General features: G+C 44.4%; 19 protein-coding genes. 8 read left to right on the plus strand and 11 right to left on the minus strand.

All coding sequences use genetic code 11. The features are described 5' to 3' along the window. Nucleotides 1-33: 33 nt before the first annotated feature. A complete protein-coding gene (locus FRZ54_RS19010) occupies nucleotides 34-1,179 on the minus strand; it encodes a TlpA disulfide reductase family protein (RefSeq protein ID WP_147033406.1) in 1,146 nt (381 codons plus the stop codon). Next, nucleotides 1,180-2,628, minus strand: a complete 1,449-nt coding sequence (gene gatB, locus FRZ54_RS19015; protein ID WP_147033407.1) for an Asp-tRNA(Asn)/Glu-tRNA(Gln) amidotransferase subunit GatB — start codon at nucleotides 2,626-2,628, stop codon at nucleotides 1,180-1,182. It abuts the gene before it with no gap. Nucleotides 2,629-2,915: 287 nt separating this feature from the next. Between gatB and FRZ54_RS19020 the strand changes: the two genes are divergently transcribed. Then, complete coding sequence (locus FRZ54_RS19020; RefSeq protein ID WP_147033408.1) at nucleotides 2,916-4,115, plus strand: M56 family metallopeptidase; 1,200 nt, start codon at nucleotides 2,916-2,918, stop codon at nucleotides 4,113-4,115. A 122-nt stretch (nucleotides 4,116-4,237) separates the two neighbouring features. On the opposite strand, the gene alaS is transcribed toward FRZ54_RS19020, so the two are convergent. Continuing rightward, the gene (gene alaS / locus FRZ54_RS19025; RefSeq protein ID WP_147034541.1) at nucleotides 4,238-6,937 is read right to left on the minus strand and encodes an alanine--tRNA ligase; all 2,700 of its coding nucleotides are present in this window, start codon (nucleotides 6,935-6,937) and stop codon (nucleotides 4,238-4,240) included. A gap of 60 nt (nucleotides 6,938-6,997) precedes the next feature. On the opposite strand from alaS, the gene FRZ54_RS19030 reads away from it, so the two are divergent. The 4 genes from FRZ54_RS19030 (at nucleotide 6,998) to FRZ54_RS19045 (ending at nucleotide 10,933) form a co-directional block, all read left to right on the plus strand. Beyond that, nucleotides 6,998-7,216, plus strand: a complete 219-nt coding sequence (locus FRZ54_RS19030; protein WP_147033409.1) for a hypothetical protein — start codon at nucleotides 6,998-7,000, stop codon at nucleotides 7,214-7,216. A gap of 379 nt (nucleotides 7,217-7,595) precedes the next feature. Then, nucleotides 7,596-7,931 carry a MerR family transcriptional regulator gene (locus FRZ54_RS19035; protein ID WP_147033410.1) on the plus strand — a complete coding sequence of 112 codons (336 nt, stop codon included), beginning with the start codon at nucleotides 7,596-7,598 and terminating at the stop codon, nucleotides 7,929-7,931. A gap of 105 nt (nucleotides 7,932-8,036) precedes the next feature. Next, the gene (locus FRZ54_RS19040; protein WP_147033411.1) at nucleotides 8,037-10,136 is read left to right on the plus strand and encodes a ComEC/Rec2 family competence protein; all 2,100 of its coding nucleotides are present in this window, start codon (nucleotides 8,037-8,039) and stop codon (nucleotides 10,134-10,136) included. A gap of 149 nt (nucleotides 10,137-10,285) precedes the next feature. Next, nucleotides 10,286-10,933: a hypothetical protein gene (locus FRZ54_RS19045; RefSeq protein WP_147033412.1), complete on the plus strand. Its 648-nt coding sequence runs from the start codon at nucleotides 10,286-10,288 to the stop codon at nucleotides 10,931-10,933. A gap of 52 nt (nucleotides 10,934-10,985) precedes the next feature. Here FRZ54_RS19045 and FRZ54_RS19050 read toward each other — a convergent pair whose 3' ends face one another. The 4 genes from FRZ54_RS19050 to FRZ54_RS19065 form a co-directional block, all read right to left on the minus strand. Then, on the minus strand, nucleotides 10,986-11,513 hold the full coding sequence (locus FRZ54_RS19050) for a hypothetical protein (protein WP_317131593.1): 528 nt from the start codon (nucleotides 11,511-11,513) through the stop codon (nucleotides 10,986-10,988). An 80-nt stretch (nucleotides 11,514-11,593) separates the two neighbouring features. Next, nucleotides 11,594-12,859 (minus strand): adenosylmethionine--8-amino-7-oxononanoate transaminase, encoded by a 1,266-nt coding sequence (gene bioA / locus FRZ54_RS19055; RefSeq protein ID WP_147033413.1) that lies wholly within the window; start codon nucleotides 12,857-12,859, stop codon nucleotides 11,594-11,596. Further along, a complete protein-coding gene (locus FRZ54_RS19060; protein ID WP_147033414.1) occupies nucleotides 12,856-13,296 on the minus strand; it encodes an NUDIX domain-containing protein in 441 nt (146 codons plus the stop codon). Before FRZ54_RS19060 ends, bioA begins: the two co-directional genes overlap by 4 nt. Beyond that, the gene (locus tag FRZ54_RS19065) at nucleotides 13,296-14,270 is read right to left on the minus strand and encodes a cation diffusion facilitator family transporter (RefSeq protein ID WP_147033415.1); all 975 of its coding nucleotides are present in this window, start codon (nucleotides 14,268-14,270) and stop codon (nucleotides 13,296-13,298) included. Before FRZ54_RS19065 ends, FRZ54_RS19060 begins: the two co-directional genes overlap by 1 nt. 486 nt (nucleotides 14,271-14,756) lie before the next feature. Between FRZ54_RS19065 and FRZ54_RS19070 the strand changes: the two genes are divergently transcribed. Further along, on the plus strand, nucleotides 14,757-15,950 hold the full coding sequence (locus FRZ54_RS19070) for a pyridoxal phosphate-dependent aminotransferase (protein ID WP_187359674.1): 1,194 nt from the start codon (nucleotides 14,757-14,759) through the stop codon (nucleotides 15,948-15,950). Nucleotides 15,951-16,023: 73 nt separating this feature from the next. On the opposite strand, the gene FRZ54_RS19075 is transcribed toward FRZ54_RS19070, so the two are convergent. The 4 genes from FRZ54_RS19075 to FRZ54_RS19090 form a co-directional block, all read right to left on the minus strand. Continuing rightward, the gene (locus FRZ54_RS19075) at nucleotides 16,024-16,599 is read right to left on the minus strand and encodes a hypothetical protein (RefSeq protein WP_147033416.1); all 576 of its coding nucleotides are present in this window, start codon (nucleotides 16,597-16,599) and stop codon (nucleotides 16,024-16,026) included. 374 nt (nucleotides 16,600-16,973) lie between these two features. Continuing rightward, nucleotides 16,974-20,159 carry an efflux RND transporter permease subunit gene (locus tag FRZ54_RS19080; protein ID WP_147033417.1) on the minus strand — a complete coding sequence of 1,062 codons (3,186 nt, stop codon included), beginning with the start codon at nucleotides 20,157-20,159 and terminating at the stop codon, nucleotides 16,974-16,976. Nucleotides 20,160-20,185: 26 nt separating this feature from the next. Beyond that, the gene (locus tag FRZ54_RS19085) at nucleotides 20,186-21,205 is read right to left on the minus strand and encodes an efflux RND transporter periplasmic adaptor subunit (RefSeq protein ID WP_228462540.1); all 1,020 of its coding nucleotides are present in this window, start codon (nucleotides 21,203-21,205) and stop codon (nucleotides 20,186-20,188) included. Nucleotides 21,206-21,338: 133 nt separating this feature from the next. After that, nucleotides 21,339-22,679, minus strand: coding sequence for a TolC family protein (locus FRZ54_RS19090; protein WP_147033418.1), 1,341 nt, complete (start codon nucleotides 22,677-22,679; stop codon nucleotides 21,339-21,341). 337 nt (nucleotides 22,680-23,016) lie between these two features. Here FRZ54_RS19090 and spt point away from each other — a divergent pair, with 337 nt between their 5' ends. Further along, a complete protein-coding gene (spt, locus tag FRZ54_RS19095; protein WP_147033419.1) occupies nucleotides 23,017-24,225 on the plus strand; it encodes a serine palmitoyltransferase in 1,209 nt (402 codons plus the stop codon). 29 nt (nucleotides 24,226-24,254) lie between these two features. Next, entirely contained in the window at nucleotides 24,255-25,370 is a 1,116-nt protein-coding gene (locus FRZ54_RS19100; RefSeq protein WP_147033420.1) for a hypothetical protein, read from the plus strand. The last annotated feature ends 17 nt before the right edge of the window (nucleotides 25,371-25,387 follow it).

Here is a 25,387-nt window from a genome sequence, read left to right on the forward strand (position 1 = left end):
TTAACAAATTGTTAAGTGTTACCTTTTCTTAACTTACAATTGAGCCTTATTAAACGTTTTGTTTAAAAATTCTTCAAGATCTGCACCTGTAATGTTTTTTGCAATGATGGTTCCCTGCGGGTCTATCATAAAATTCGAGGGAATGGCCTCTATATGATATAATACTTCTGTCGGTCCGTTAAAATTCTTCAGGTCCGAGGCATGGTTCCAGGTTAGCCCATCTTTTTTTATAGCCTGTTCCCACAATCTTTTATCTACATCGAGCGATATTCCCAATATATTAAGGCCCTTTGATTTAAAGATATTATACTGCTTTACCACGTTAGGGTTTTCTGCCCGGCACGGCGCACACCACGAGGCCCAAAAATCGACCAGAACATATTTACCTTTATAATCTGACAATTTAACAGGCTTGCCATCAAGGCCGCTTGTCGTAAAATCCGGCGCCTTATGGCCTACAGAAAGCGGTGCGATCTCTTTTATATGACGCAGAAAGCGCTGAACATCCGGGTTATCTTTAAAATTGTCTTTTATTTTATCGGCATAAGCTACCATTTGCTGTTCATAGCGTGTCGGTTCAAGCCCTGTTAATGCATAAAATCCGACTAACGAATTAACATTGGTTTCTGCAAATTTCAGCACTTCTTCACTTTGCTGGCCAACTTCTTTCATAATCATCGGCCTGTAAACATTAACCAGAGAATCTGACGGGCGCCCTAATTTTTGAGACTTGTCCCTGTACTCATCTACTATTTTTTTGATGCGCGTATTGTAAACATTGTTAATGCGGTTGAATTCCTTCATTTTATCGGCATCTTCCGAGCCTGTTGCATTATAAGTATGCGTACTGTCCTGCAGATTTGTCGAAAATTCTATATCATTCCCATTTTTCGCTATCAGGTCGAATATATTTTCGCCCACCTTAATATCATAAAGGTTGGCATAAGGGGTTTGACGTTTAAATGTAAATTTACCGTTTTCGCTTAGATTGGTGGAGTCGACCATAGAAAGTCCGCCACCTGCCGAACCAGAACTATCGGCCTGGTACAGGTACACTTTTTTCAGGCTGCCCGGGTTTGTAACGGTCCCTGATATGGTAAAACTTTTGTTGTCCTTGCATGAACTTGCTATTACTAACAGCAAGGCAATAAAACAATTGATAACAATACTTTTCTTCATTTATTTTGATTCTAATTCTTTTATCAATAACTGGTTGGTCTTTTGCGGATCTATCTTACCTCTCGACTGCTTCATTATTTCGCCCATAAATAGTCCTAAAACGCCTTTCTTCCCCTTCTGGTATTCTTTTACCTTATCGGGGAACTTGGCAATAGCCTGGCTGATGAACTGTTGTACATCGTCTTCGCCTGCGGTTATCAGCAAATTCAGTCCCTTCGCCAGTTCTTCGGGAGTTAGCGACCTTTCCGATATCATCGCCGGGAACAGCTTTTGAGCAGCAACCGAATTGTTAACCTTACCGCTGTCAACCAGGCCGATCAGCGCGGCCAATTTAGCCGGTTCAATATCGAATTCTGTAATCTGTTTGCCATTTTCGTTCAAATACGACTTCACCTGCCCCATCAGCCAGTTTGCAGCAGATTTGTAATTGTCCGTATGCGTTATCAGTTCCTCAAAATACAGGGCAATTTCCTTATCGGCGGTAATCACCGCAGCATCGTAGGCAGGTAATCCCAACGCCGAGGTATATTTCTCATAAAGCTCGTTCGGTAAGGCCGGGAGGCCTTTTTTTACAGTATTAACGTATTCATTGGTCAGGAATAGCGGCTGCAGATCAGGCTCGGGGAAATAGCGATAATCGTTAGCCATTTCTTTGGAACGCAAAACAGATGTTTCGCCGGTATCGGCATCAAAATTCAATGTATTTTGTTCGATATGGCCGCCCTGCTCCAGGATAGTTACCTGGCGTTCAAACTCATGCTCGATAGCGCGCTGTACATTGCGTATCGAGTTCATGTTCTTTACTTCACAGCGGTTTCCATACGCAGTGTCCCCTTTCAGTCGCACCGAAATATTGGCATCGCATCGCATACTGCCCTCTTCCATGTTCCCATCGCATATTTCAAGGTAACGCAGCAACTTACGTACTTCGGTAAGATACTGACCGGCCTCTTCGGCACTCCTGATATCCGGTTCGGATACGATCTCGATCAGCGGTACCCCTGCCCTGTTCAGGTCTATCAGCGAATCGGCGTGGTGCTGGTCGTGCATGCTTTTCCCCGCATCTTCCTCCATGTGCATATGATGGATAGCGATTTCCTTTTGCGTTCCGTCGGACAATCTAACCAATACCGAGCCGCCTATACATATAGGCGCCTGGTCCTGGGTTATTTGATAGCCTTTTGGCAGGTCGGCATAAAAATAATTTTTGCGGGCGAAAGTATTATTAAGATTGATAGTAGAATTACAAGCCAGGCCCATCTTCACGGCATATTCTACCATTTTTTTGTTGATCATCGGCAATGTCCCCGGATGACCGAGTGAGACCATGCTAATGTGCTCGTTGGGATCGCCCCCAAACGCTGCCGAATCAGAAGAAAATGCCTTACTTAATGTAGATAACTGAGCATGCACCTCCAAACCCACAACAAGCTCGTACTTATCTTTCATTTTTTGCTGATAGAATTATAATACCAAATATGCTCATAAGCAGGTGCCAAATATAAGCTAAAACTCATAAATACACAGGCTTTAAGCGCCGATGTTACAATTTATAGCAGATTATTACGTTTAAAAGCAACAATTCCCCGATTGTATTTTACTAAACTTTTTCACACAACCAGGGCGTGATCGATCCCGTTTTAACACGAATTAAAATAAACTAAAATTTTAGTTGGTAATTTATATTTCTTTATATAACTTCGAATAACTAAAAATTTGATTATAAACCGAACCCTATGCAAACGACACAATACATCGTACTCGCTAATGTATATATTGCCGTATTTCTTGGTTTTTATATACTATTTTTACGGAAAGAGACATTCTTCCAGTTGAACCGGGCGTACCTGCTTGGCTCGGTGCTCCTGTCATTTACCCTTCCTGTTATCCAGGCGGGCTGGCTGCAGCAAACGGACCTGGCCCGGCAGCTAAAGATCATTTACCTGAAACCGGTAACCATACTGGCACACCCCGTTTCGGTAGCACAAACCTGGACACCTATGGAAATAATATTTCTGCTCTATATATTCGGGGTGGCAATCCTTTCAATATACTTGCTGGGCAGGCTTTTGATTGTACTAAGAATTATAAACCGGGCGGATACCTCTGCCCCATGGTCGTTTTTCAGAAAGATAAACCTCGGCGGGTCATCCAACCCCTTGATCTGCGAACACGAAAATATCCACGCAGCGCAATGGCATACGGTGGATGTGTTGCTGATGGAGATCGTGGTAATCATCAACTGGTTCAACCCCGCTGTATACTTACTTCGAAAAGAGATAAAAAATGTGCATGAGTTTATTGCCGATGAAGGTGCGCTGCGCAGGGCAAATAATAAAAAGGAGTATGCGTTGCTTTTATTCAGTCAAACGTTCGAAACACCAACAAACACTTTAGTTAACACATTTTTTAACCAGAATTTATTAAAACAGCGTATTATGATGATCCAAAGAAATAAATCGCAGAAAAAGGCCCTTGTTAAATATGGTTGCGCGATCCCGCTCATTGCTTTAATGCTGATCTTATCTTCGGCCGCTAACGGCGGACCTGCAGGCGGAAGCGTGGCAGATGGTAAACCCAGCCAAACCAAGCAAAAGAAACATGAAGAACCGGTATTTACCGCCGTTGAACAGGCACCTACCTTTCCGGGCGGAATGAATAAGTTTTATGAGTTCCTCGGGCGAACCATCAGGTACCCGACTCTAATGAAAGAGAAAAAAGTGCAGGGCAGAGTATTTCTGAATTTCATTATAGAAAAGGACGGTTCGCTCAGTCACATTAAAGTACTGCGCGAACCCGGATATGGCGCTGGTAAAGAAGCTGTCAGAGCAATGTCGCTATGCCCGAAATGGAACCCGGGCATACAAAACGGCCGCAAAGTAAGAGTAGAATACAATGTTCCGATCAACTTTGCTTTGGAAGATGTTAAAGGGTAGTTGAAAAAGCCCATCTCATTTCGAGTGATAGTAGGAAATCTTAGACACTTTGCATTGTCTGTTATACATGTCGTTTAAGATTTCTCCTCACTACGCTCGTTCGAAATGACATGGAATTAATATTATTTGATAAAATCCTTTGCCTTTTCCAGCGCTTTGTCAAGTCCGCTCACATCCTTACCACCTGCCGTGGCATAAAACGGCTGACCGCCGCCGCCGCCCTGTATCTCTTTGGCCAGTTCGCGAATAATGTTGCCGGCGTTGAGACCTTTATCCTTCACCAGGTTCTCGGAGATCATAACCGTAAGGTTCGGTTTTCCCTCTATATCAGCCCCCAAAACCAGGAACAGGTTCGGAACGATATCCTTTAGCTGGTACGCCAGGTTTTTTACCGCGTCAGCATTGGGTAAGGTCACCTTTTCGGCTATAAAACTAATGCCATTGATGTCCTGCACTTTTTTAGCCAGTTCATTTTTTAAACCAGATGATTTTTCCAAAACCGACTTTTCGAGTTCTTTTTTTAGCTTATTATTCTCTTCAAGCAAGGTTTCGATGCTTTTGCCGATATCCTTTGGATTTTTCAGCAGCTCTTTAAGCTGATGGATCAGTTTGCTTTGTTCGTTGATGTAGTTCTCGGCACCAATGCCCGTAATGGCCTCGACACGGCGAACGCCGGCGGCAACAGCACTTTCGGATATGATCTTGAAATAGCCGATCTGCCCGGTGGCTTTTACATGAGTGCCCCCGCAAAGTTCTTTCGAGAAAGCATCGTCAAAAGTAATGACGCGTACATATTCGCCATATTTTTCTCCAAATAAAGCTGTAACACCGCTGGTGATGGCAACCTGGTAGGCCACATTGCGTTCTTCCTTTAATGGGATATTTTCGCGTACTTTTTCATTCACAATAGCTTCAATCCGGGCGAGTTCCTCATCGGTTACTTTGGCGAAATGGGAGAAGTCGAAGCGCAGGTATTCATTATTTACTAATGAGCCTTTTTGATTAACGTGGCTGCCCAAAACCTGTTTCAGCGCGGCGTGCAACAAGTGCGTAGCCGAGTGGTTTTCCTGTATGCTGTTGCGCCTTTCCGGGTCGACAATGGCCGTCAATGCATCGCCAATGGCTTTGTCAGACGGCATATTATCCACGAAATGAACGATCAGGGCATTCTCTTTTTTGGTGTCCGTCACCTGTATGATCTCCCCGTCCGGGAAAACCAGTTGACCGGTATCCCCTACCTGTCCGCCGCTTTCTGCATAAAAAGGCGTTTTATCCAGTACAATTTGATACTGCTCTTTACCCTTCGCGCTTACCTTGCGGTATTTGGTAATATGCGAAATAGTTTCCAGCTCATCATAGCCTGTAAACGCTATTGAGTCGTCATCTTTTACTATCACCCAGTCGCCGGTGTCGATGGCGGTTGCTGCACGGGAGCGGTTTTTTTGTTCGGCGAGGGCCTGGTTGAAGCCCTCCATATCAACTGTCCACCCTATTTCACGCGTCATTAGCTCTGTTAAATCAATAGGGAAACCATAAGTATCTGATAATTCAAATGCGAATTTTCCATCCAATTCATTCCTTAAGCTTTGTATGACATCAGCATCACGATAAACTGCAGCTGAGTTAGAACCTTGTCGATTGACGGTGGTATATTCTTCGAATTTTTTTATGCCTTGCTCTAATGTCCTCAAAAAAGCTGTTTCTTCCTCTAATACTACTCTCTGCACAAAGTCCTTTTGACTCCACAATTCATCAAACACCCCTTTAAACTGTCCCGCTAATATCGGCACTAACGTATTCAGGAAAGGCTCTTTGAAACCCAGGTATTGATATTGGTACCTGACAGCTCTGCGCAGGATACGGCGTATCACATAACCAGCTTTGTTATTGGATGGCAACTGTCCGTCGGCAATGGTAAAACTAACCGCGCGAACGTGGTCGGCCAATACACGCATGGCTACGGCAGTGTTCCAATCTGTGTCACCCGGTATGCCGGAGCTGTTATAAGTTTTCTTGCTTTTTTCAGCTATGAATTGGATCAGCTGCTGAAAAACATCCGTATCATAATTAGATGATTTGCGCTGCAGCACACGCACCAGGCGTTCAAAACCCATCCCCGTATCCACATGCTTGGCAGGCAGGGGCTGTAATGAACCATCCTTCAGGCGGTTAAACTGCATGAATACATTGTTCCATATTTCTATCACCTGCGGATCGTCGGCATTAACCAAGGTTGCGCCGCTAACCTTCTGCCGCTCTTCGTCTGTGCGATTATCATAATGGATCTCGGAACACGGTCCGCAGGGGCCGGTCTCGCCCATCTCCCAAAAATTATCTTTTTTATTGCCTAAAAGGATATGGTCTTCGGGCACGTATTGTTTCCAGTAATCATAAGCCTCCTGGTCCTTTGGCAGGCCCTCCTTTTCGTCGCCTTCAAAAATGGTAACGTACAGCCGGTCCTTGTCTATCTTATATACATCGGTAAGCAGTTCCCAACTCCATTCAATGGCCTCTTTTTTAAAGTAGTCGCCAAAGCTCCAGTTGCCCAGCATCTCGAACATGGTGTGGTGATAGGTATCAATACCTACTTCCTCCAGGTCGTTATGTTTGCCCGAAACACGCAAACAGCGCTGCGTATCCGCCACACGCTTGTATTTCGCCGGCGCCTCGCCCAAAAAAATATCCTTAAACTGGTTCATACCCGCATTGGTGAACATCAATGTAGGATCGTTTTTAACAACAATAGGCGCTGAGGGCACAATCTGGTGTCCTTTGGAAGCAAAAAAATCAAGAAAAGCCTTACGTATTTCGGAAGCGGTCATCATAGGGTGCAAAGATAGAATTATTGTCCGAACCGGAATTAATCACTAAATTTGTTAATAATGGAAGCATTGAAAATTGACATTCAGAATGACCAGGAAAAAAAGGTGCTTTTAGCATTCCTGGACAGTTTAAGTTATCAATACCGTACAGAAAATGATGATTACGCATTGTCAGATGCTGATGTACAGGAAATGATAAAACGTAAAGCCGATTTTCTGAGCGGCAAAACAACATCATGCCCCTGGAGCCAAATAAAACAAGACTATAAAGGTGTTTGATGTTGAATTACTCGCTCAGGCTGAAGATGAATTGTCTGAAGCGTACGAGTGGTATAACGAAAAGCAAGACGGGCTTGGCGATAGATTATTCGACGAAGTCAACCACTATTTAACACTAATTGAAACCAACCCTTTTCATTTCCCGGTCAGTATCAACAGGAGTTACGAACAACCGCTTTAAAGATTTTCCCTTACCTTGTAATTTACTGGGTTGATGACCCGAATAAAAAGGAATTTGTAACATCTATTTTCCACACCAGCCGTAATCCATTAAATCACTGACAATTACCTGTCGTAACAAGTTTTCCACATTTTAGTAATTTGCAGAACTTTAGAAACGTTACCTCGTATAAACGCGAAAGATAATTACATTTGAGACATGCCGTATAAAGAACACGAGATCAGCAAGATGTACTATACCATGGGTGAAGTTGCCGCGATTTTTGATGTAAATCAGTCGCTGATCAGGTTTTATGAGAAGGAATTTGATGTACTTCAGCCCAAGAAGAACAAAAAGGGAAACCGTTATTTTACCCCTGAAGATATTGAACACCTGCGTATCATTTTCCATTTGATAAAGGAAAAAGGATACACTTTGAATGGCGCTAAGGACCATTTAAAGAAAAACATGGGTGATGCCAAGGAAAATCAGCGTGTAATTGACGCACTCGAGAACATCAAGAAATTCCTGCTCGAAGTCCGCGAACAGCTATAACACTATCCCGGGATTTTACAGATTTTACCGGATACTGCCGTTATCAGCTTTCAAAGCTTCTTCTTAAGCTATATCACAACCTGAAAAATCATATCTTTAACCGGTATGATAGCCGCTCACAAAGGCGAAATTCCGTTTGTCGTATTCCTTATCCCTTTTATTGCCGGCATTGCCTGCGGGCTAAACTTTTGCCCGAACGCAGCTATCCTGTTACCGGTAATTGCGTTTACAATTGCCTCTCTCCTGTTTATTTGTTTAAATTTTTTGTACCGGCCGCTGAATATCTATAAACGCAGGTGGATAGGCGGGTCGTTGTTGCATATCATTCTCTTTTTTGCCGGATGGATATGCTTTAGCAATTATAACGAGCTAAATAAAACAGACCATTTTTCGAAAAAACAGGCCGATAGGCTCATTGTAAAGATCAGCAACGAGCCAAAGGCAAACAATGGTACCGTCAGGTTTACGGCCATCGTTCATAAAATCGTAATCGGTGGCAAGCAATTTGCCGTAAGCGGGAACCTGCTTATCTCCATCAAAGACAGTCTGGCCGGTAACCTGTACTATGGCGACGAACTTATAATTCCGGCTGCGTACCGCGTGGTAGGTCCGCCTTTAAACCCCGCCGAGTTCAATTATAAAAAATACCTTTCCAACGAGAATATCCATTACCAGGAATACCTGTTTCCAGGGCAATACTGTTTACTAAGGAGAAACACCGGCAATCCTCTCATCGCTTTTTCGCTACGGCAACGGCAATACCTGGTGGAAAAATTCCGGGCGAATATGCACGATCCCGGTGCCATTGCCGTGGCCTCTACTCTTATATTAGGCTATAAAGCCGACCTGAGCAATGATGTATTGCAGGCTTATTCTAAAACCGGTACCATCCATGTGCTTTCTGTTTCGGGGGCGCACGTTGCGCTGCTATTTATTATGCTCGAATTCCTGTTTGGTTTTCTAAACCGGTTTAAGTACGGCAGAACGATCAAAGCGTCGTTGATTATCCTGATCATATGGTATTATGCCATGATCACCGGTTTTTCGCCGGCTGTTTGCCGCGCCGCGGTTATGATATCCATGGTTATCATAGGTAAAACTTACAGCCGTAATATCAGCACCCTGAACATATTAGCAGCATCTGCCTTTTTCCTGTTGTTATATGATCCATTATTTATTGTTGACGTCGGTTTCCAGTTATCATATCTCGCGGTATCCGGTCTTGTCATCTTTCAGCCCATTGTTTATAAATGGTTCGACTTTAAACATAAATGGGCCGATAAATTGTGGGGCCTGTGTTCGGTATCGATCGCCGCGCAGGTTATCACTTTTCCATTAAGCGCATTTTATTTCCACCAGTTCCCGGTCTATTTTCTGGTTAGCAACCTGTTTATCATTATTCCTGTGGCCGTAATTATGTACACGGGCTTTGCTTATATGATCCTTGGCGCTGTACCATTTTTGGGCGGGACATTGGGTTTCGTTCTGGAGAAGTCCATCCTGGTGATGAATAAAGGGCTCACTTTGATCGAACATGCACCGTTCGCTACCGTCAACCGTATATGGATCACACCCCTGGAATACGGCCTGCTATACGTTATTATCATTGCGCTGTTTTATTATATGTACGATCGCAAAGTGTGGTTGTTAAAGCTAACGCTCATTTCAATGCTTATGCTTTCGGTAAGTATTAGTTTGAAAAGGTTGAATAACCTGTCGACAGATGAAATTACGTTCCTTGCGCTGCGCAAGCATACCGGCATAGTGTTTAAGAAGGGTAACACGGCGGTGATACTCACTGACCTTGCCGACACGGATAAAGTTTACAGGTATTCGGTTCAGCGTTATTTGGATAGCTGCCAGGTGGATGCACGGAAAATACTTCGGCCAGGTTCTGATACCGTGACCAAATATCTCGTAAAGAACGGCAACTACATTCAGTTCGACGACAAAACCATTCTGATCTGCAACAAACAACTTCAATATTCAAAGCCACCCGAAGATTTGGCGATTGATTACCTGTATTTAATGTATGATCCGCCAACCGATATAGTATCTCTTAAGGATCTTCATTACAAAATTTTAGTCATAGACGGCAGTAATTCCAATTCATTGATAACCAGGCTACAAAATGAGGCCGCAGCTTTACACGTAAATTACATTATGCCCGGCCGTAACAAATCGGTTACCTTCGTATCTAATTGATATATTAAATAATGAGCAAAAATATTTGCACCCTAATAATTAAAATGTTTAAATTGTAACAAACAAAGTATAAACCATGAAACTGCCAGGGGCGATAAAAAACACCTGCTTCTGGCAATTCCATTATCATTTTAAAACAAATAAAACCGATGAAAATTAAACTTTTAAGTGCCGTTCTTGGCATTGCCCTGTCAGCAACATTTATGAATGCCAGCGCACAAAAAAACTATACTGAGGGAACTGTTACTTACAGCACCGATATGCGCGGCCAGCCTGTGACGATAACCGAATATTTCAGGCCCGATTCCCAGGCAACCACGTTTGAAGCGGGCCCGGCCAAGATTAAACTCCTTGCTGATGCCAATTACAAATATTTAGCTGTAGTAGTCGATGTATCGGCATTCAATGTAAAGAAAGCTGCTATTTATACGCCTGATGAAATAGACCAGTTGATGAGCAGTATGCCTACTTTTACCTTCGCTCCGGGAACCGAAACCAAACAGATATCAGGTTTCAACTGCAAAAAAGTTGTAGCTACCGACGACAAGAGCAAAAAGACCTATGACATCTGGATAACCAACGATGTTACTATACCGACATCGGCTATTCCTAAATACTACAGCGCCATAGGTGGAACGCCAGTTCAGTATACAGCCTTCCAGCAGGGCCAGGAGGCTTCTGTAACGGTTACCGCTATTACTGATGCCAAGGCGCCAAAGGGTACGTTCGGTATCGATCCATCGTTTGATAAAATAACAAAAGACGATCTGGAAGCCATGTCGCGCGGTGGACAATAATATATAACTCTCTGAAATAATGAAAGGCCCCGGAATCCGGGGCCTTTCTGCTTTAGTTAAGTGCGGTTGCCAGCTGGCTTATCCATTGATGGAACAGCCTGCTTTCCATTTCCACAGCTTTATCAGCATGTAATTGCCAGTCGGGTGAGAATGTTTTTAGCTGATTGATCATTTCTTCCAGATGCCCCTCTTCCTCCAGGATGATCGATTTGACATTTATTTTGCTCAATGCCTTGTCCAATGCTTCCTGGTAAACCGGGTAAAGTTCATCGGCCCGCACTTCAATGGCATAGGTAACCAAAAGATAAGCGGCAAAACGCAATTCTTTTCCTTTTAAACCGAGTTCATTTTTAAGATAACGGCACACATCCACATCAAGCTGGTTTAGGTAATGCCTGCTGCTGGCTGGAGCTAATAGATAATCGGATGAATAAGTAGGACAGGCTGCACCTGTTTTTTCTATTTGTTTTTTCAGGTAAAAAGCGTGCCTATGCTCTTCTGCTGCATGTTTAAGAATAATATAGGTGACCGTTTCCGGGTCCTCGCAGGCTGATATCTTGCGGGCGCCCGTGTTTTCCATCAACGAAAGGGTATTCAGCCAACGTGCGTGGAGTGTATTATCATTTATAATTTTTGGTAGTAACTGATCAAATTCCATACTCATAATTCTTCAAGGGCACTTTCAATTTTGCCGTAAATATAGTCGAGCTGATCGTCGGTGATGCAATATGGAGGTAAAATGTACAGGATATTCCCAAGCGGCCGCAAAATAATTCCGGCATCCAGGAAATAGTTATATAGTTTATCCCGAAGCGAATTGAAATACGACGTATCCGACCCTGTCTCCCATTCCATTGCTAATATTGTACCGGTCTGGCGTGTAACTCTGATCTTAGGATGATCTTTTATCCGCGCTGCAAACTGCTCGTGCCGGGTCACTATCCGTTCAATATTCTTTTTCGTCGAATCAGCTATAAACAGATCCATACTTGCAAGGGCAGCCGAACATGTTACCGGGTTTGCTGTGTAGGAATGCCCGTGAAACAATGTTTTCAGCTTATCATCCGAGAGAAAGGCATCATAAATTGATTGCGCACAAGTGGTTAAACCCATTGCCATCGTACCGCCGGTAAGCCCTTTCGAAAAGCACATAATATCCGGGCGGGTAGTCAAATGATCACATGCGAAGGCCTTACCCGTACGGCCAAAGCCGGTAAATACTTCGTCTGCTATCATCAACACACCTTCCTTGCGGCAATGTGCCATCAATTCATCTAAATACTTTGCCTCGTACATCAGCATCCCACCGGCCCCTTGTACCAGTGGTTCGAAAATGAAACAGGCAAGGTTAGATTTGAGATTTGAGATTTGAGATTTGAGGGTTTGAATATTGGAATCGTTGGGCAAATCAATAAATTCAACTTCAAACAACAGGCTATCAAACGCCGCAGTAAACGCGCTGCGACCACTTACTGCCATAGCACCGAAAGTATCTCCGTGGTAAGCATTTTTTAAGGCCAGTATCTTAGTCCGCTGAACGCCCTGGTTGTGCCAGTATTGCAAACACATTTTGATGGCGACCTCAACGGCAGTGGAGCCATTGTCCGAATAAAATACTTTTGCCTGGTTTTGCGGAAGTATTTTTAACACGCGCTCAGCCAGTTCCACCGCTGGTTCGTGCGTAAAACCGGCGAAGATTACATGCTCTAGCATGTTAAGCTGTTCGGCTACCTTTTGGGCAATGTACGGATGCGCATGCCCATGTATATTAACCCACCACGACGACACCGCGTCAATGTAACATTTTCCGTTTTCATCATACAAACATGCCCCTTCACCCCTAACGATGGGAATAGGGGGTGCAGCAGTTTTCATTTGGGTATATGGGTGCCAAACTACACTCAGATCCCTTTCAATAAGACTCATATATTATTTATCAGCAGTTTTACTACATGTTTATCGGTCGGGAAAGTTACATCCTCTTCTGACAGTTTAGCCAGATCGACCCAGCGGAACGATTGCAGTATCTCACCTTCGCCGTCAAAATCAAACTGAACAGTTTTGAACATTAAATTTAAAGGGGACAGGCTTTTCACCAAATAATAAACACTGATGATCTGCGAATCGTTAAAAGCCGATCTTACAAAAAAATCTGTCGTATAGAAATGGCTGATAACCTCCACTTCGACATTGCATTCTTCCACAAATTCGCGCTTTAATCCCTCTATCAGGCCTTCGCCATACTCAAGCCCACCACCCGGGAATTTGGTGAATTGCATACCGTATTCCTGTTCATCGCTTATCAACACCTGATTTTGTTCATTAATAAGCAAGCCATATACGCGTACGTTGAATTGATACATTATTCGAAGTGCTTTTTATTACGGGTAATGTTTTCCATCGTCCAGGTGATATCAGTTGTTTTTGCCTCCGACCGTATGGGGCAGTTTGGCATATTACAATAATAACAGCATTGGGGCACACATGGATCGGTATGAATAAAGAACTCTGTTTTAACGCTTGCTTCCTTATTAATAAGCCTGTCAACCAATGACACCTCTTCATGCACCTTGTTCAGGTCGAAGTAGCTGGGCAGCGTAAGGTGACAGTCGATGTGCAGCTCGTTACCATACTTTTGGGCCCTGAAATTGTGAAAATCGATCCATTCGTCCCTTCGCTTGTCATTCAGAATGGCCAGCACCTCTTTAACCACTTCAAAATCTGCTTCGTCCATTAAACCGGAAACAGATTTCCTGATCAGTTTGTAACCCGTATAAAGGATGTAAAACGCAACCAATATGGACAGTATACTATCAAGGATATCGATCTTAGTAAAATAAATAAGCAACAAACCGGCTACCAGGCCAATACTGGTTACCATATCAGTTATCAGGTGCCGTCCGTCGGCCTCGATGGTAAGCGAACGGAAGTGCTTGCCCTTTTTTATCATGTAAAACCCAAGTGCGCCGTTTACAATACCCGTGGCCCCGATAATATACGCACCGGTCAGCAGGTCGTGTACCTGGTAATGATAAAAGATATTGTAAGTCGACTTGATCAGGATGCCTATCCCGGCGATACTTATTAATGCGCCTTCGATAAATGCGGAAAAGAATTCCACTTTCCCATGCCCGTAAGGGTGGTTTTCGTCCCGCGGAAGCGATGCGAGGTAAATACTATAAAAGGCGAAGGAGCTGGCAAAAACGTTTACGATGCTTTCTACGGCATCTGTCAGTACGAAATTGGATGACGTGATGAGGTACGCGCCAAATTTGGCTATCATCAGTATAAGACCGGTAACCAGCGCCAGTAGTATGATTCGTTTTTGCTGTAGCAAAGCTTTTAGCGATTAGCCGCCAAATTTAGGAATAACATTTAGAAGTAGGCAGGCGATAATTGAAAGTGCCGGGTACCCGGTCTTAAAGCAGATGCTCCACCGCGGACATTCAACAGTTACTTTAATTAATAACCAAGGTTAACATGGTTAACACATTTTTGAAATTTTTCTTTTTAAAACATTGATTATCAAGAAATTAAGTCAATTTTTCCTTAAAATGTGTTAACCATAAAAAAGTGCCTATTTGTGTGGATGCTAAAAAAATCTGAAAACTGGCCGGTTTGCATCTCATGTTGACTGATGTTGTATCAATCGCGATTTTTTTACTGTAAGTGTCGGCTATAAGGGGAAAATTGAAAAATCAGCAAAAGCACGGTCTCTATAGTGACGTTGATTATAAAAATTATAAAAATAGGGAAATGCCCGTGCATCACGGGCTTATGAGTAAAGACTTTTCTATATTTGCGCCCGGATAAAAAATCAATTATGACCGCATTAAGTAACAGAATCAATAACCTTGCAGAGTCGGCAACCATTAAAATGGCCAAACTGGGCCGTGAGCTTGCCGCAAAAGGTGTTGATGTGATCAGCCTCAGTTTTGGCGAACCGGATTTTCATACACCTGACTATGTGAAGGAAGCCGCGAAAAAGGCTATGGATGAGAATTTCACCTACTACACTCCTGTTTCAGGATACCCTGAACTGCGAAAGGCTATTGCTGCCAAGCTGAAGAACGAGAATGGCCTGGATTACGATTTCAGCCAGATCGTAGTGTCGACAGGCGCGAAGCAGGCCATTGCTAATGCTGTTCTGTGCCTGGTTAATCCCGGCGAAGAAGTTATCATCCCCACCCCTTACTGGGTGTCGTATTCGGAAGTGGTGAAATTAGCCGATGGCAAAAGCGTATTTATCGATTCGACCGTTGAAAATGATTTCAAAATTACGCCGGAGCAGTTGGAAGCTGCCATCACCCCAAAAACAAAACTTTTCATGTTCTCGTCTCCGTGCAACCCTACCGGCAGCGTTTACAACAAAAGCGAACTGGAGGGCCTGGCGAAAGTATTTGAAAAACATCCGGAAGTTTATATTATCTCCGATGAAATATATGAGCATATCAACTTTGTTGACAAACATGAATCTATTGCTCAATTCGACAGCATTAAGGACCGTGTTATCATCATCAACGGCTTTTCAAAAGCCTTTGCCATGACCGGTTGGCGTATAGGTTATACCGCATCCAACAAGGAAATCGCGGCCGCCTGCGACAAAATGCAGGGACAGATCACTTCGGGTACCTGCTCCATTACGCAAAAAGCCGGTGTAGCCGCAAGCGAAGGCGGGCTGGAAAGCGTTTTGAAAATGCGCGAGCAGTTCAGGAAGCGCCGCGACCTGGTTTACGGTTTGTTAAAAGATATTCCCGGCATCAAAACCAATTTGCCCGAGGGCGCATTCTATTTCTTCCCGAATGTTACCTCGTTCTTTGGTAAAAGCTACAACGGGAGAACTATCAATGACGCGGACGAACTAAGCCTTTACCTGTTGGAAGAGGGCCACGTGGCTACCGTGGGCGGCGATTCGTTCGGCGATCCAAAGTCTATCCGCATGTCGTATGCAGCAGCCGAAGACAAGTTGGTGGAAGCTTTAAAACGCATCAAAGAGGCGCTTGGGAAACTGAGTTAATTACTCATTTTCTAATCCATAAAAAAACCTCCGCAATTTATTACGGAGGTTTTTTTGTGTTTTTAGCCTGCTATTATTTGATAGGAAAGCCATAGGCTAAACGTAATGCTACGGTACCATAATTATTGCTTTGACCCGAGAAGTTTTCATACCTTACGCCCACATCCCAGGTCTTATTGGCCCAGCCGATCGCAGGAGAAAGTATCAATTTGGTGTCCTTCTCGCCGCCCTCTACTATCGGATGCACCTCAAATCCGGCACCTACCTCGCCACCGATATAAAGATTGTCAGTGAAGAAGCCTTTAACACCGGCTTTAACAGGTATCATACCCAGCGAACGACCCTTTACAGAAACAGTAGTAGTTGAGGTCGCATCGGTAAACGTGGTTGTGTACGTTTTACCGAAGAAGTTATAATAACCTGATGTAAGTGTTAAAGCCAGGTTTTTGCTTAAACCATATTGCAGGCGGGCAGTTCCACCTAATTCAAAATTCGAAATGTCATGGGCATTGCCTGTTGGTATACCACCTTCAATTCCTACACCAAAACGCCATACGCTCGGTGGGGTGGTCTGAGCTTTAACATTACTCGCGAAGAAAATAGTTACGGCAGTCGCAGCTATAGCTATTAGTTTGATTCTGTTTTTCATTGTTGTTAGTTCTATTTGTTAGTAAATAAGATATTATGTACCCCCATTGAACAAATATTTTGCCACCATGCCAGTTTCTAAGATATTTTTTCTTCCTGAGGTTTAATTTCTTAATCGAAACAATAATTAAGTACCGTGTTAAATTATTGTTAATCAATCGATTTGACAGGTAGCCAGCCGGCCATGTATGTATGCGATCTACAGGATGTAAAGAAGCAGGCCCAAATACCACCCTAAACTAATTTTTGTAGCATTTAGCAGGAATTTTTGCCCTATTTGCAAGGCATTTTTTTCAATAACCAAAGGGTGAGCCAATGTTTATGGACCAATTGTCAAATAAAAAAGCCCCTTGCGGGGCTTATATTAACATCATATTATATGTGAGAGTCTTCCGTCGGGTCGGGCTTATAATTTTTCTGTAGCTCGGCCAGCTTTTCCTTTCCGTAAGCGAAGCGGGTTATCAGGTAGAATAATACGGGTACAATGAAGATCGCAAGCGAAGTTGCAGTCACCATCCCGCCAAATACCGTCCAACCGATGGTCTTACGTGCTATTGCGCCCGCACCGGTTGCTACAAGTAAAGGACCTACTCCCAAAATAAACGCAAGGGAGGTCATAATGATCGGCCGCAAACGCAATCGTACTGCTTCGAGCGTGGCTTGTTCCAGTTCCATACCCCTGTCCACGCGTTCCTTGGCAAATTCGACGATCAGGATAGCGTTCTTCGCCGCGAGTCCTATGAGCGTTATCAAACCGATCTGGGCATAAATATTATTATTTAGGTCGGTGAAGAGGAACGATGTATTCAGGGTCAACGCTACTATTGCCCCGAATGCGCCAAGCGGCACGGCCAGCAAAACGGAAAACGGCACCGACCAGCTTTCATAAAGCGCCGCCAGGAAAAGGAACACGAATCCTACAGAAAGCATAAATATGTAAACCGTTTTTGAACCGGATAAAATTTCCTCGCGGCTCAAACCAGAAAATTCATAGCCGAAACCCTGCGGTAAAGTCTGTGCGGCTACTTCCTGTAATGCCTTAATAGCGTCGCCGCTACTGTAACCGGCGTTGGTACTTCCATCTATTTCGGCTGAACGGAATAAATTAAAGTGCGAGATCAGCGGGGCATTCTCTATGGTCTGGTAGGACGTTAACGTGCTCAACGGCACCATTTGCCCTGCTGAGTTTTTGACGAAGTATTGTGCAAGGTCCTTTATGTCGGTCCGGTAATTGGTATCGGCCTGTGCCACTACGTGAAAGTTCCGGCCGTAGATGGTAAAGTCGTTCACAAAGGCACTACCCATATAGGTTTGCAGTGTTGAATTGATATCGGCAATAGACACACCCATGCGTTTCGCTTTCTCGCGGTCGACCACCAATTTTATCGCAGGCGTACGGGCTGTAAAAAAGGTAAACGCCCTGGCTATTTCCGGTCGCTGATTAACAGCTGCCACAAATTTTTGTAGCACGGCTTCAAAACTTTTAATGTCGCCGCCTGCCTGCCGCTGCTCCAAAATAAAGGAGAAACCCGCAGTAGTACCCAGCCCGGGTATAGCCGGCGGTGGTATTACCACCACGCTGGCCTCTTTATACTGAGCCATCTTTTTCTGTATCACCTGCACCAGTTCCTTCGAAGTTCTTTTGCGTTGATCCCAGGGCTTAAGCTGGATAAAAATAGTACCGCTGTTGGATTTACTGGAGAAGCTTACCACGTTTAAGCCACCCAAAGCAGCGTAATGGCCTACCTCGGGTATACTATCCAAAGTGTGCATCATTTGGTTCAGCCTGCCCACACTTCGCTGGGTCGAGGATGCTTCCGGAAGGTCATACGTCATATAAATACGGCCTTCGTCTTCGGTTGGGATAAAGCCCGTAGGTTCGTGCAGGAAAAGCATAATGGTGCCAACTATTATGCATATCAGTATGATCACCATAAATGCCGGATTCTTAACCCCGCGATGGACACCATTTTTATACTTGCCGGTCACCCTTTCAAACCAGCAATTGAATTTGAAGAAAAATTTATCCAGCCCTCTCGATTCCTCGTCAAGCTTGCGCGGCTTTAAAATAAGTGTACAAAGCGCAGGCGTTAGCGATAAAGCGACGAAAGCCGAGATCAGTACCGAAATAGCGATAGTGATAGCGAACTGCTGATATAGCCGTCCAACTATACCTGGCACAAACCCAACCGGCACGAACACAGCAGCCAAAATAAGTGCGATGGCTATAACCGGCGCCGATATATCCTTCATCGCGTGCTGCGTGGCCTCTTTGGGCGACATGCCCTTCTCATCCATATAATGCTGGACGGCCTCAACAACCACAATGGCATCGTCCACCACTATACCTATCGCCAGCACAAATCCAAATAAGGTAAGCGTGTTAATGGTAAATCCTAACGGCGTAAAGAAAATAAATGTCCCGATAATAGAGACCGGTATAGCAAGCACAGGTATTAACGTAGTGCGCCAGCTTTGCAGGAAAAGGAACACAACCAATATCACCAGGGTTAACGCGATCAGGAGCGTAACAACAACCTCATGCACCGAAACTTTAACCACGGTTACAGCCTCGAACGGAACCACGTAATCAACCCCGGTTGGAAAGGTCTTTTTCAGCTCGGCCATGGTTTTGTAAACATTGTCGGCAGTTTCCAATGCATTGCTGTTAGGCGCCTGGTAAACCAACAGGTAAGAAGCCCTTCTGCCATCAACAAATGAGTTACCCGAGTAATTGAATTTGCCCAGTTCAACACGGGCTATGTCTTTCAGGTGCACCAATGCCCCTGTACCCGGCTGGGTACGAACGATGACGTTCTCAAAATCTTTTACCGAAACCAGCCTCCCCTGCGAAATAATGCTCAATTCAAAGGTTTGCGTATGCTCCTGCGGCGGGGCGCCTACCGAACCGGCAGATACCTGTGCATTTTGCTCCTGTAGCGCCGCGGTTACATCAGCAGCAGTGATACCCAACGAGGCCATTTTATCGGGCTTGAGCCATATCCGCATACTAAAATCGTCGGCGCGGGTAAATACGTCGCCCACACCTTTCGCACGCAAAAGGGCATCGCGCACAAATATATTCGTGTAATTGTCGAGGAAAGTGACATTATGGCTGCCATTCGGGGAGTAAATAGCAACAAGCATCAGGATGCTCGGGTTCCGCTTGCGCGTGGTTATACCCAGGCGCTGTACCTCCTGCGGCAAGGTTGGTGTTGCTATCCCTACGCGGTTCTGCACATCCAATGCTGCTATATTAATATCGGTACCAACCTCAAAATTTACGGTCATACTCATCTGTCCGTTGCTGGTACTGTTACTTTGCAGGTAGGTCATGCCGGGTGTACCGTTCACCTGCGTTTCAATGGGTGTCGCTACGGTTTGCTCCACGGTCACGGCGTCCGCACCGATGTAATTAGTGGAAATGTTAACCGTGGGCGGAGTAATTTCGGGGTATTGGCCCACCGCAAGATTAAGTATGGATAGAATGCCGACAATTACTATTACCAACGAGATAACAATAGCTGTAACCGGCCTGCGTATAAAGGTTTCTGCAATCATTCTTTAAATCTTTTAAGACCAATAATCTATTTCCCGCCTTGTTTTTGCTGCCCGGGCTGCTGCGCATTCGGATCGCCGAGGACGATCTTTCCATGGTCGCGCAGGCGCTGGAAGCCGTCGGTTATTACCTTATCCCCTTCCTGCAAACCTTTCAGTACAATGATATTGGCCCCTATTTTCTGCCCTACCGATATTTTATGTTGTACGGCAATTGTATCCTGGCTCACAAAAACAAAATACTCACCCATTTGCTCGGTAACGGCCTTGTTCGGGATGATCAGCTGTTCGCCCGATTGGTCGTTCAGCACTTTCATCACACAGCTCATCCCATCCCTTAACTCATCTTTAGGGTTAGCAAACTGTACCCTCACTTTTACGGTACCGGTCTGGTTATTAACGCCCCTGTCTATCGCCAGTATCCTGCCAGATTTTCCATAGGTTGTTGTACCGTCGGATAACTGCAGCCTGAAGGTTGAGTCGGTGCTTTTCTTTTGAAGATCATAAAAGTGGCTGATATCCTGCTCACCGATCACAAAATCGACACCTATGGGGTTCTCGCTCGAAATAGTATTAAGCAGCGTTGTGCCGGGGCTTACCTGCGCACCAAGCTTTACCTGCGAAATACCGATACGGCCCGTGAACGGCGCCGTAATTATTGAGTAGGACAGGTCTGTTTTTGCTGAAGCCACCTGCGCTTTCGCCGACTCCACCGCACTTTTGTTGGTCTCAAATGCTGCCACGGCCTGGTCGACAGTTTGTTTCGCAACAGCATCATTTTTTTCGAGGTAAGTATAACGGTCAACATCCTTCTGTGCCTTCACCAGGTTGGCCTGGGCACTTGATAAGTTAGCCTGTGCCTGGTTGTAAGCTGCTATATATTTGCGCCGGTCTATTTCGTATAACTCCTTGCCCTGTTGTACCACCTCGCCCTCTTTAAAAAATATCCCGGTAATAAATCCTGAAACCTGGCTTCGCAATTCCACGCTGTTTAATGCCACCACCGTTGCCTGGTATTGATCGTAATAAATGGCGTCGGCCTTTGTCACCGTGGCGACACTAACCGGGGTTGGGGCATAGCCCCGTTCTGTTGATTTTTTTTACCGCACGATACAATGGCTGAAATTACTATCGGGGTTAATAAATAGAGGTATGTTCTTTTCATTTGTGTGATATTCAATTTTATTGTACGGTCAATGTGCCTAATGCTTTTTCAAGGTCGATCTTACTCGACAGCAGTTGAAATAAAGCGTTGTAATAATTAAGCTCGGCTGTACGCAGGTCCGATTGCGCGACTATTACATCGAGATAAGTTTTGATACCCTCGCGATATTGCAGGCTAACCACATTGTAAACATCCTTAGCCAAACTCACATTTTGTTTGAGTACATCGTAATTGGCGTAATTGCTTTTGTACCCTGCAAGCGCCTGCACATATTCAGTATTGATCGTATTTTTTGCATTCACAATATCCAGGTCCACCCGGTCGGCTTCCAGCCTTGCCTTACTCAGATTTTTCAAACGTTTACCCCCCTGGAATATAGGCAGGTCGAGTGTTAACCCAACATACCCGTTCGGGAAGGCATTATTGTATAAATTGGAAAAACCATGGCTCAGGTAAACCAGGTTGTATGCGCCTGTTGCCGAAACCGATGGCAAAAAGCCATACTTATAATAGCTTATATTAACATTTTGCAGATTCTTTTGCGTCTGTAGTTGCTGGTATTCGATACGCTTATTAATGTCCAGTTGCTGGTTGGTATCGATAATAGCTTCCGCTTCGTACCTTGTACTGTCGTACGATAAACTAAACCCCTGCTGCGCATCAAGCCCCATGATCTGTTTAAGGTAAGCCATTTTACTTTTAATGGCTTCTTCGGTCTGTTTTCGGCTTGCGAGCGAATTATTAAGCGAGATGGTTGCCTGCTTATAATCTGTCTTATCAACTACCCCGGCCTGGTAACGGGTATAAGCATCCTTAAGGCTGCGTTGCAGGCGCACAATGTCTTCCTTTAATATATCCAGTTGTTTCTCCGACAATAACACGTCAAAAAAAGCCTTGCTGACATCCGATACCACATTGATCTGGCTGCTGGTGGTATTTTGCTTGTAATACAAACGCGAATACTTGGCTGCCTTGGCTGCCTGCAGCACATCATTATTATATATCACCTGGTTGGCCTGCAGGCCCAGGCTCGAGAAATTATTAATATTTGATTGGGTTGCGGTTGTCCCGCTATTCGCCGGGCTTACCGGGCTTCCTTTAAAATAATAATTGTATAAGCCCGAAGAAGTAACCTGCGGAAGCCAGTCGGAAAGGCTGATCCCTATATTTTTTTCATTAATACCTTCGTCGATAGCTGCCTGGCGCACAACGGGCTGGTTTTTCAGGGCATATTCTACGCATTGCCTCAGCGTAAGTACCCTGGCAGCAGTATCGGCAGAGGCCTGGGCGCGCAAACCCGCCGGAACAAGTAAAATAGCGGAAAGAAACAGTAAGAAGGGGTAATATTTGCTTTTCATAGATAGTTTTAGACCGTTATTTTGGAGTGCAAATTAATGGCATTCTTTCAGTTATTTTCTATCGTTTACGACAGAATCTGCGAATTATGGCATAAATATGATTAAAAGAAGTGAAGCAACAATATTTTTACTTAAACGCCACGAAATCAAAGATAATAATGGTGTTTTTCGCTCCTGTTTTAAAAAAATGAAAAATTGTAACATGAATTAAAAGAAAATTTTAATTAATTTGCCTTGTGAGAATTTACATTGCCGGGTAAAGTGTAATGTAAACAGTATCAGCTAGCTAACGATAAGTTATAAACTTGTTTACAAAAAATTAAAGCAGGGTTAATACATGGGTAAAAAACTTCATGATAGAATTGCGTTGTTTAAAGACGCAGAAATGGCAAGGGAAAGAGGCGTTTATCCCTTCTTCAGGCCCATTGAATCCGCACAGGACACCGAGGTAATTATTGATGGCAAGCGCGTGTTGATGTTTGGATCTAACTCTTATTTAGGACTTACCAACCACCCCAAAATTAAGGAAGCTTCAAAAAAAGCGATCGATAAATATGGCACCGGATGCGCCGGATCGAGATTCCTGAACGGAACACTTGATATTCATATCGAACTGGAGAACCGCCTCGCCGAATATGTAGGTAAAGAGGCATCGGTACTGTTCAGCACCGGTTTCCAGGTTAATTTGGGTGTATTGTCAAGCATAGTTGCCAGCCGCAGCGATTATTTGATCTTAGACGAATACGATCATGCTTCGTTGATAGACGGAAGCCGCCTTTCATTCTCAAGGGTAATTAAATATGCCCACAACGATATGGAAGACCTGCGCCGCAAGCTAACCATATTGCCCGAAGAAGGCGTAAAGCTGATCGTGGTAGATGGTATCTTCAGCATGGAGGGCGATATTGTAAAACTACCTGAAATAGTCCAGCTTGCCGAAGAATTCGGCGCCAATATTATGGTTGACGACGCCCATAGCCTGGGTGTTATAGGTCATAAAGGTGCCGGTACGGCTTCTCATTTTAGTTTGACAGATGATGTCGACCTGATCATGGGTACTTTCAGCAAGTCCCTGGCTTCATTGGGAGGCTTTATAGCCGCTGATTACGCAACTATTGATTATTTAAAACATCGTGCCCGTTCACTAATGTTCAGTGCAAGCATGCCTCCGGGATCGGTCGCCAGCGTACTTGCAGCGTTAGATATCATAATATCCGAGCCTGAGCGCATGCAGAAGCTTTGGGATAATACCAACTATGCCAAAAAGCTTTTATTGGACGAAGGCTTCGACCTTGGCCCTACCGAAAGCCCTATCCTGCCGATATACGTCCGCGATAACGAAAAAACATTTATCGTGACCAAGTATTTGCAGGATGCCGGTGTATTTGTTAACCCGGTTGTGTCGCCTGCGGTTCCGTCCGACTCTTCTCTGCTGCGATTCTCGTTGATGGCAACCCACACGTTCGACCAGATAGACGAGGCTATAGATAAAATATCAAAGGCCTTCAAAACAGTTGGCGTAAGCATGGTAAAAGAAGATATATAAGTGCCTGTCAATTAAACAACTACCTTATAATGAAAAAAGTAATTCCGGTCAGCAATAAAAAGGAGCTGGCTAATTTTATTGATTTTCCGCACGAACTTCATAAAAATGACCCAAACTACGTACCGGAATTATTTATCGCACAAAGGGACATCCTGACTACCCACCCTTTTCATAAACATTCGTCGTTACAAACATTCCTTGCTTATGATGGTGACAAGATCGTTGGGCGGATATGTGCGATATTAAACAATAACCACAACAAGTTTAACGGCACTAATGATGGTTTCTTTGGTTTTTTTGATTGCATCAACGACCAGGAAACCGCCAACCTGCTTATCAATACGGCTATCGACTGGCTTAAAGAAAAAAAAGTTGTCAAGATCATCGGCCCGGTAAACCCGTCAACTAACGAAACCTGCGGTTTGCTGATCAAAGGCTTTGATAGCCCGCCAATGGTTATGATGACCTACAACCCACCTTATTATGTGGACCTGCTTGAAAAAGCCGGGTTTAAAAAACAGGTGGACTTGTTGGCCTGGCATTGGGATAAAACCAGCTATAACGACAAATCGGTTCAGTTGCTTGATAAATTGCAGGATAGGCTTAAACGCAGCGACGTTTTGATCCGCAAGGTAAACCTGAAGAAATTTAAAGAAGAAGCCGCCGCATTGCGCGAGGTTTATAATACTGCCTGGGATAAAAACATGGGCTTTTTCCCGATGACCAACGAGGAGTTTGATTACACGGCCAAGGACCTGAAAATGATACTTGACCCGGATTTTTGCCTTTTGGCCGAGCAGCATGGCAAGATAGTAGGTTTCGGCGTAGCCATACCGGATGTTAACCAGGTACTTATCAAGATCAAAAAAGGCAGGTTATTGCCTACGGGCCTCTTCAAGCTTTTGTTTGGAAAGAGCAAGATCAAGGGCATCAGGATAATGCTGCTGGGTGTGATAGATGGCTACCGGAAAATGGGTATCGAGGCTGTGTTGTATGGCAATATCATAAAAGAATACCGGAGAAAGGGGTTGGAGTATGCCGAGGCATCGTGGACATTGGAACACAATGACATGGTGAACCGGGCAATTGAAGCTATAGGCGGCGACCAGTACAAAACGTACCGTCTGTACGAAAAGGCAATTTAACTGAACTGATACGCCAC

Source organism: Mucilaginibacter ginsenosidivorans (assembly GCF_007971025.1).
Classification (GTDB): Bacteria; Bacteroidota; Bacteroidia; order Sphingobacteriales; family Sphingobacteriaceae; genus Mucilaginibacter; species Mucilaginibacter ginsenosidivorans.

Coding starts and splice junctions, on each gene's coding strand:
- spt (WP_147033419.1), top strand. CDS start 23,017: ATGGGTAAAAAACTTCATGATAGAATTGCGTTGTTTAAAGACGCAGAA.
- FRZ54_RS19035 (WP_147033410.1), top strand. CDS start 7,596: ATGCCGTATAAAGAACACGAGATCAGCAAGATGTACTATACCATGGGT.
- FRZ54_RS19020 (WP_147033408.1), top strand. CDS start 2,916: ATGCAAACGACACAATACATCGTACTCGCTAATGTATATATTGCCGTA.
- FRZ54_RS19075 (WP_147033416.1), bottom strand. CDS start 16,599: ATGAAAAACAGAATCAAACTAATAGCTATAGCTGCGACTGCCGTAACT.
- alaS (WP_147034541.1), bottom strand. CDS start 6,937: ATGACCGCTTCCGAAATACGTAAGGCTTTTCTTGATTTTTTTGCTTCC.
- FRZ54_RS19040 (WP_147033411.1), top strand. CDS start 8,037: ATGATAGCCGCTCACAAAGGCGAAATTCCGTTTGTCGTATTCCTTATC.
- gatB (WP_147033407.1), bottom strand. CDS start 2,628: ATGAAAGATAAGTACGAGCTTGTTGTGGGTTTGGAGGTGCATGCTCAG.
- FRZ54_RS19070 (WP_187359674.1), top strand. CDS start 14,757: ATGACCGCATTAAGTAACAGAATCAATAACCTTGCAGAGTCGGCAACC.
- FRZ54_RS19045 (WP_147033412.1), top strand. CDS start 10,286: ATGAAAATTAAACTTTTAAGTGCCGTTCTTGGCATTGCCCTGTCAGCA.
- bioA (WP_147033413.1), bottom strand. CDS start 12,859: ATGAGTCTTATTGAAAGGGATCTGAGTGTAGTTTGGCACCCATATACC.
- FRZ54_RS19090 (WP_147033418.1), bottom strand. CDS start 22,679: ATGAAAAGCAAATATTACCCCTTCTTACTGTTTCTTTCCGCTATTTTA.
- FRZ54_RS19060 (WP_147033414.1), bottom strand. CDS start 13,296: ATGTATCAATTCAACGTACGCGTATATGGCTTGCTTATTAATGAACAA.
- FRZ54_RS19030 (WP_147033409.1), top strand. CDS start 6,998: ATGGAAGCATTGAAAATTGACATTCAGAATGACCAGGAAAAAAAGGTG.
- FRZ54_RS19100 (WP_147033420.1), top strand. CDS start 24,255: ATGAAAAAAGTAATTCCGGTCAGCAATAAAAAGGAGCTGGCTAATTTT.
- FRZ54_RS19050 (WP_317131593.1), bottom strand. CDS start 11,513: ATGGAAAACACGGGCGCCCGCAAGATATCAGCCTGCGAGGACCCGGAA.
- FRZ54_RS19010 (WP_147033406.1), bottom strand. CDS start 1,179: ATGAAGAAAAGTATTGTTATCAATTGTTTTATTGCCTTGCTGTTAGTA.
- FRZ54_RS19080 (WP_147033417.1), bottom strand. CDS start 20,159: ATGATTGCAGAAACCTTTATACGCAGGCCGGTTACAGCTATTGTTATC.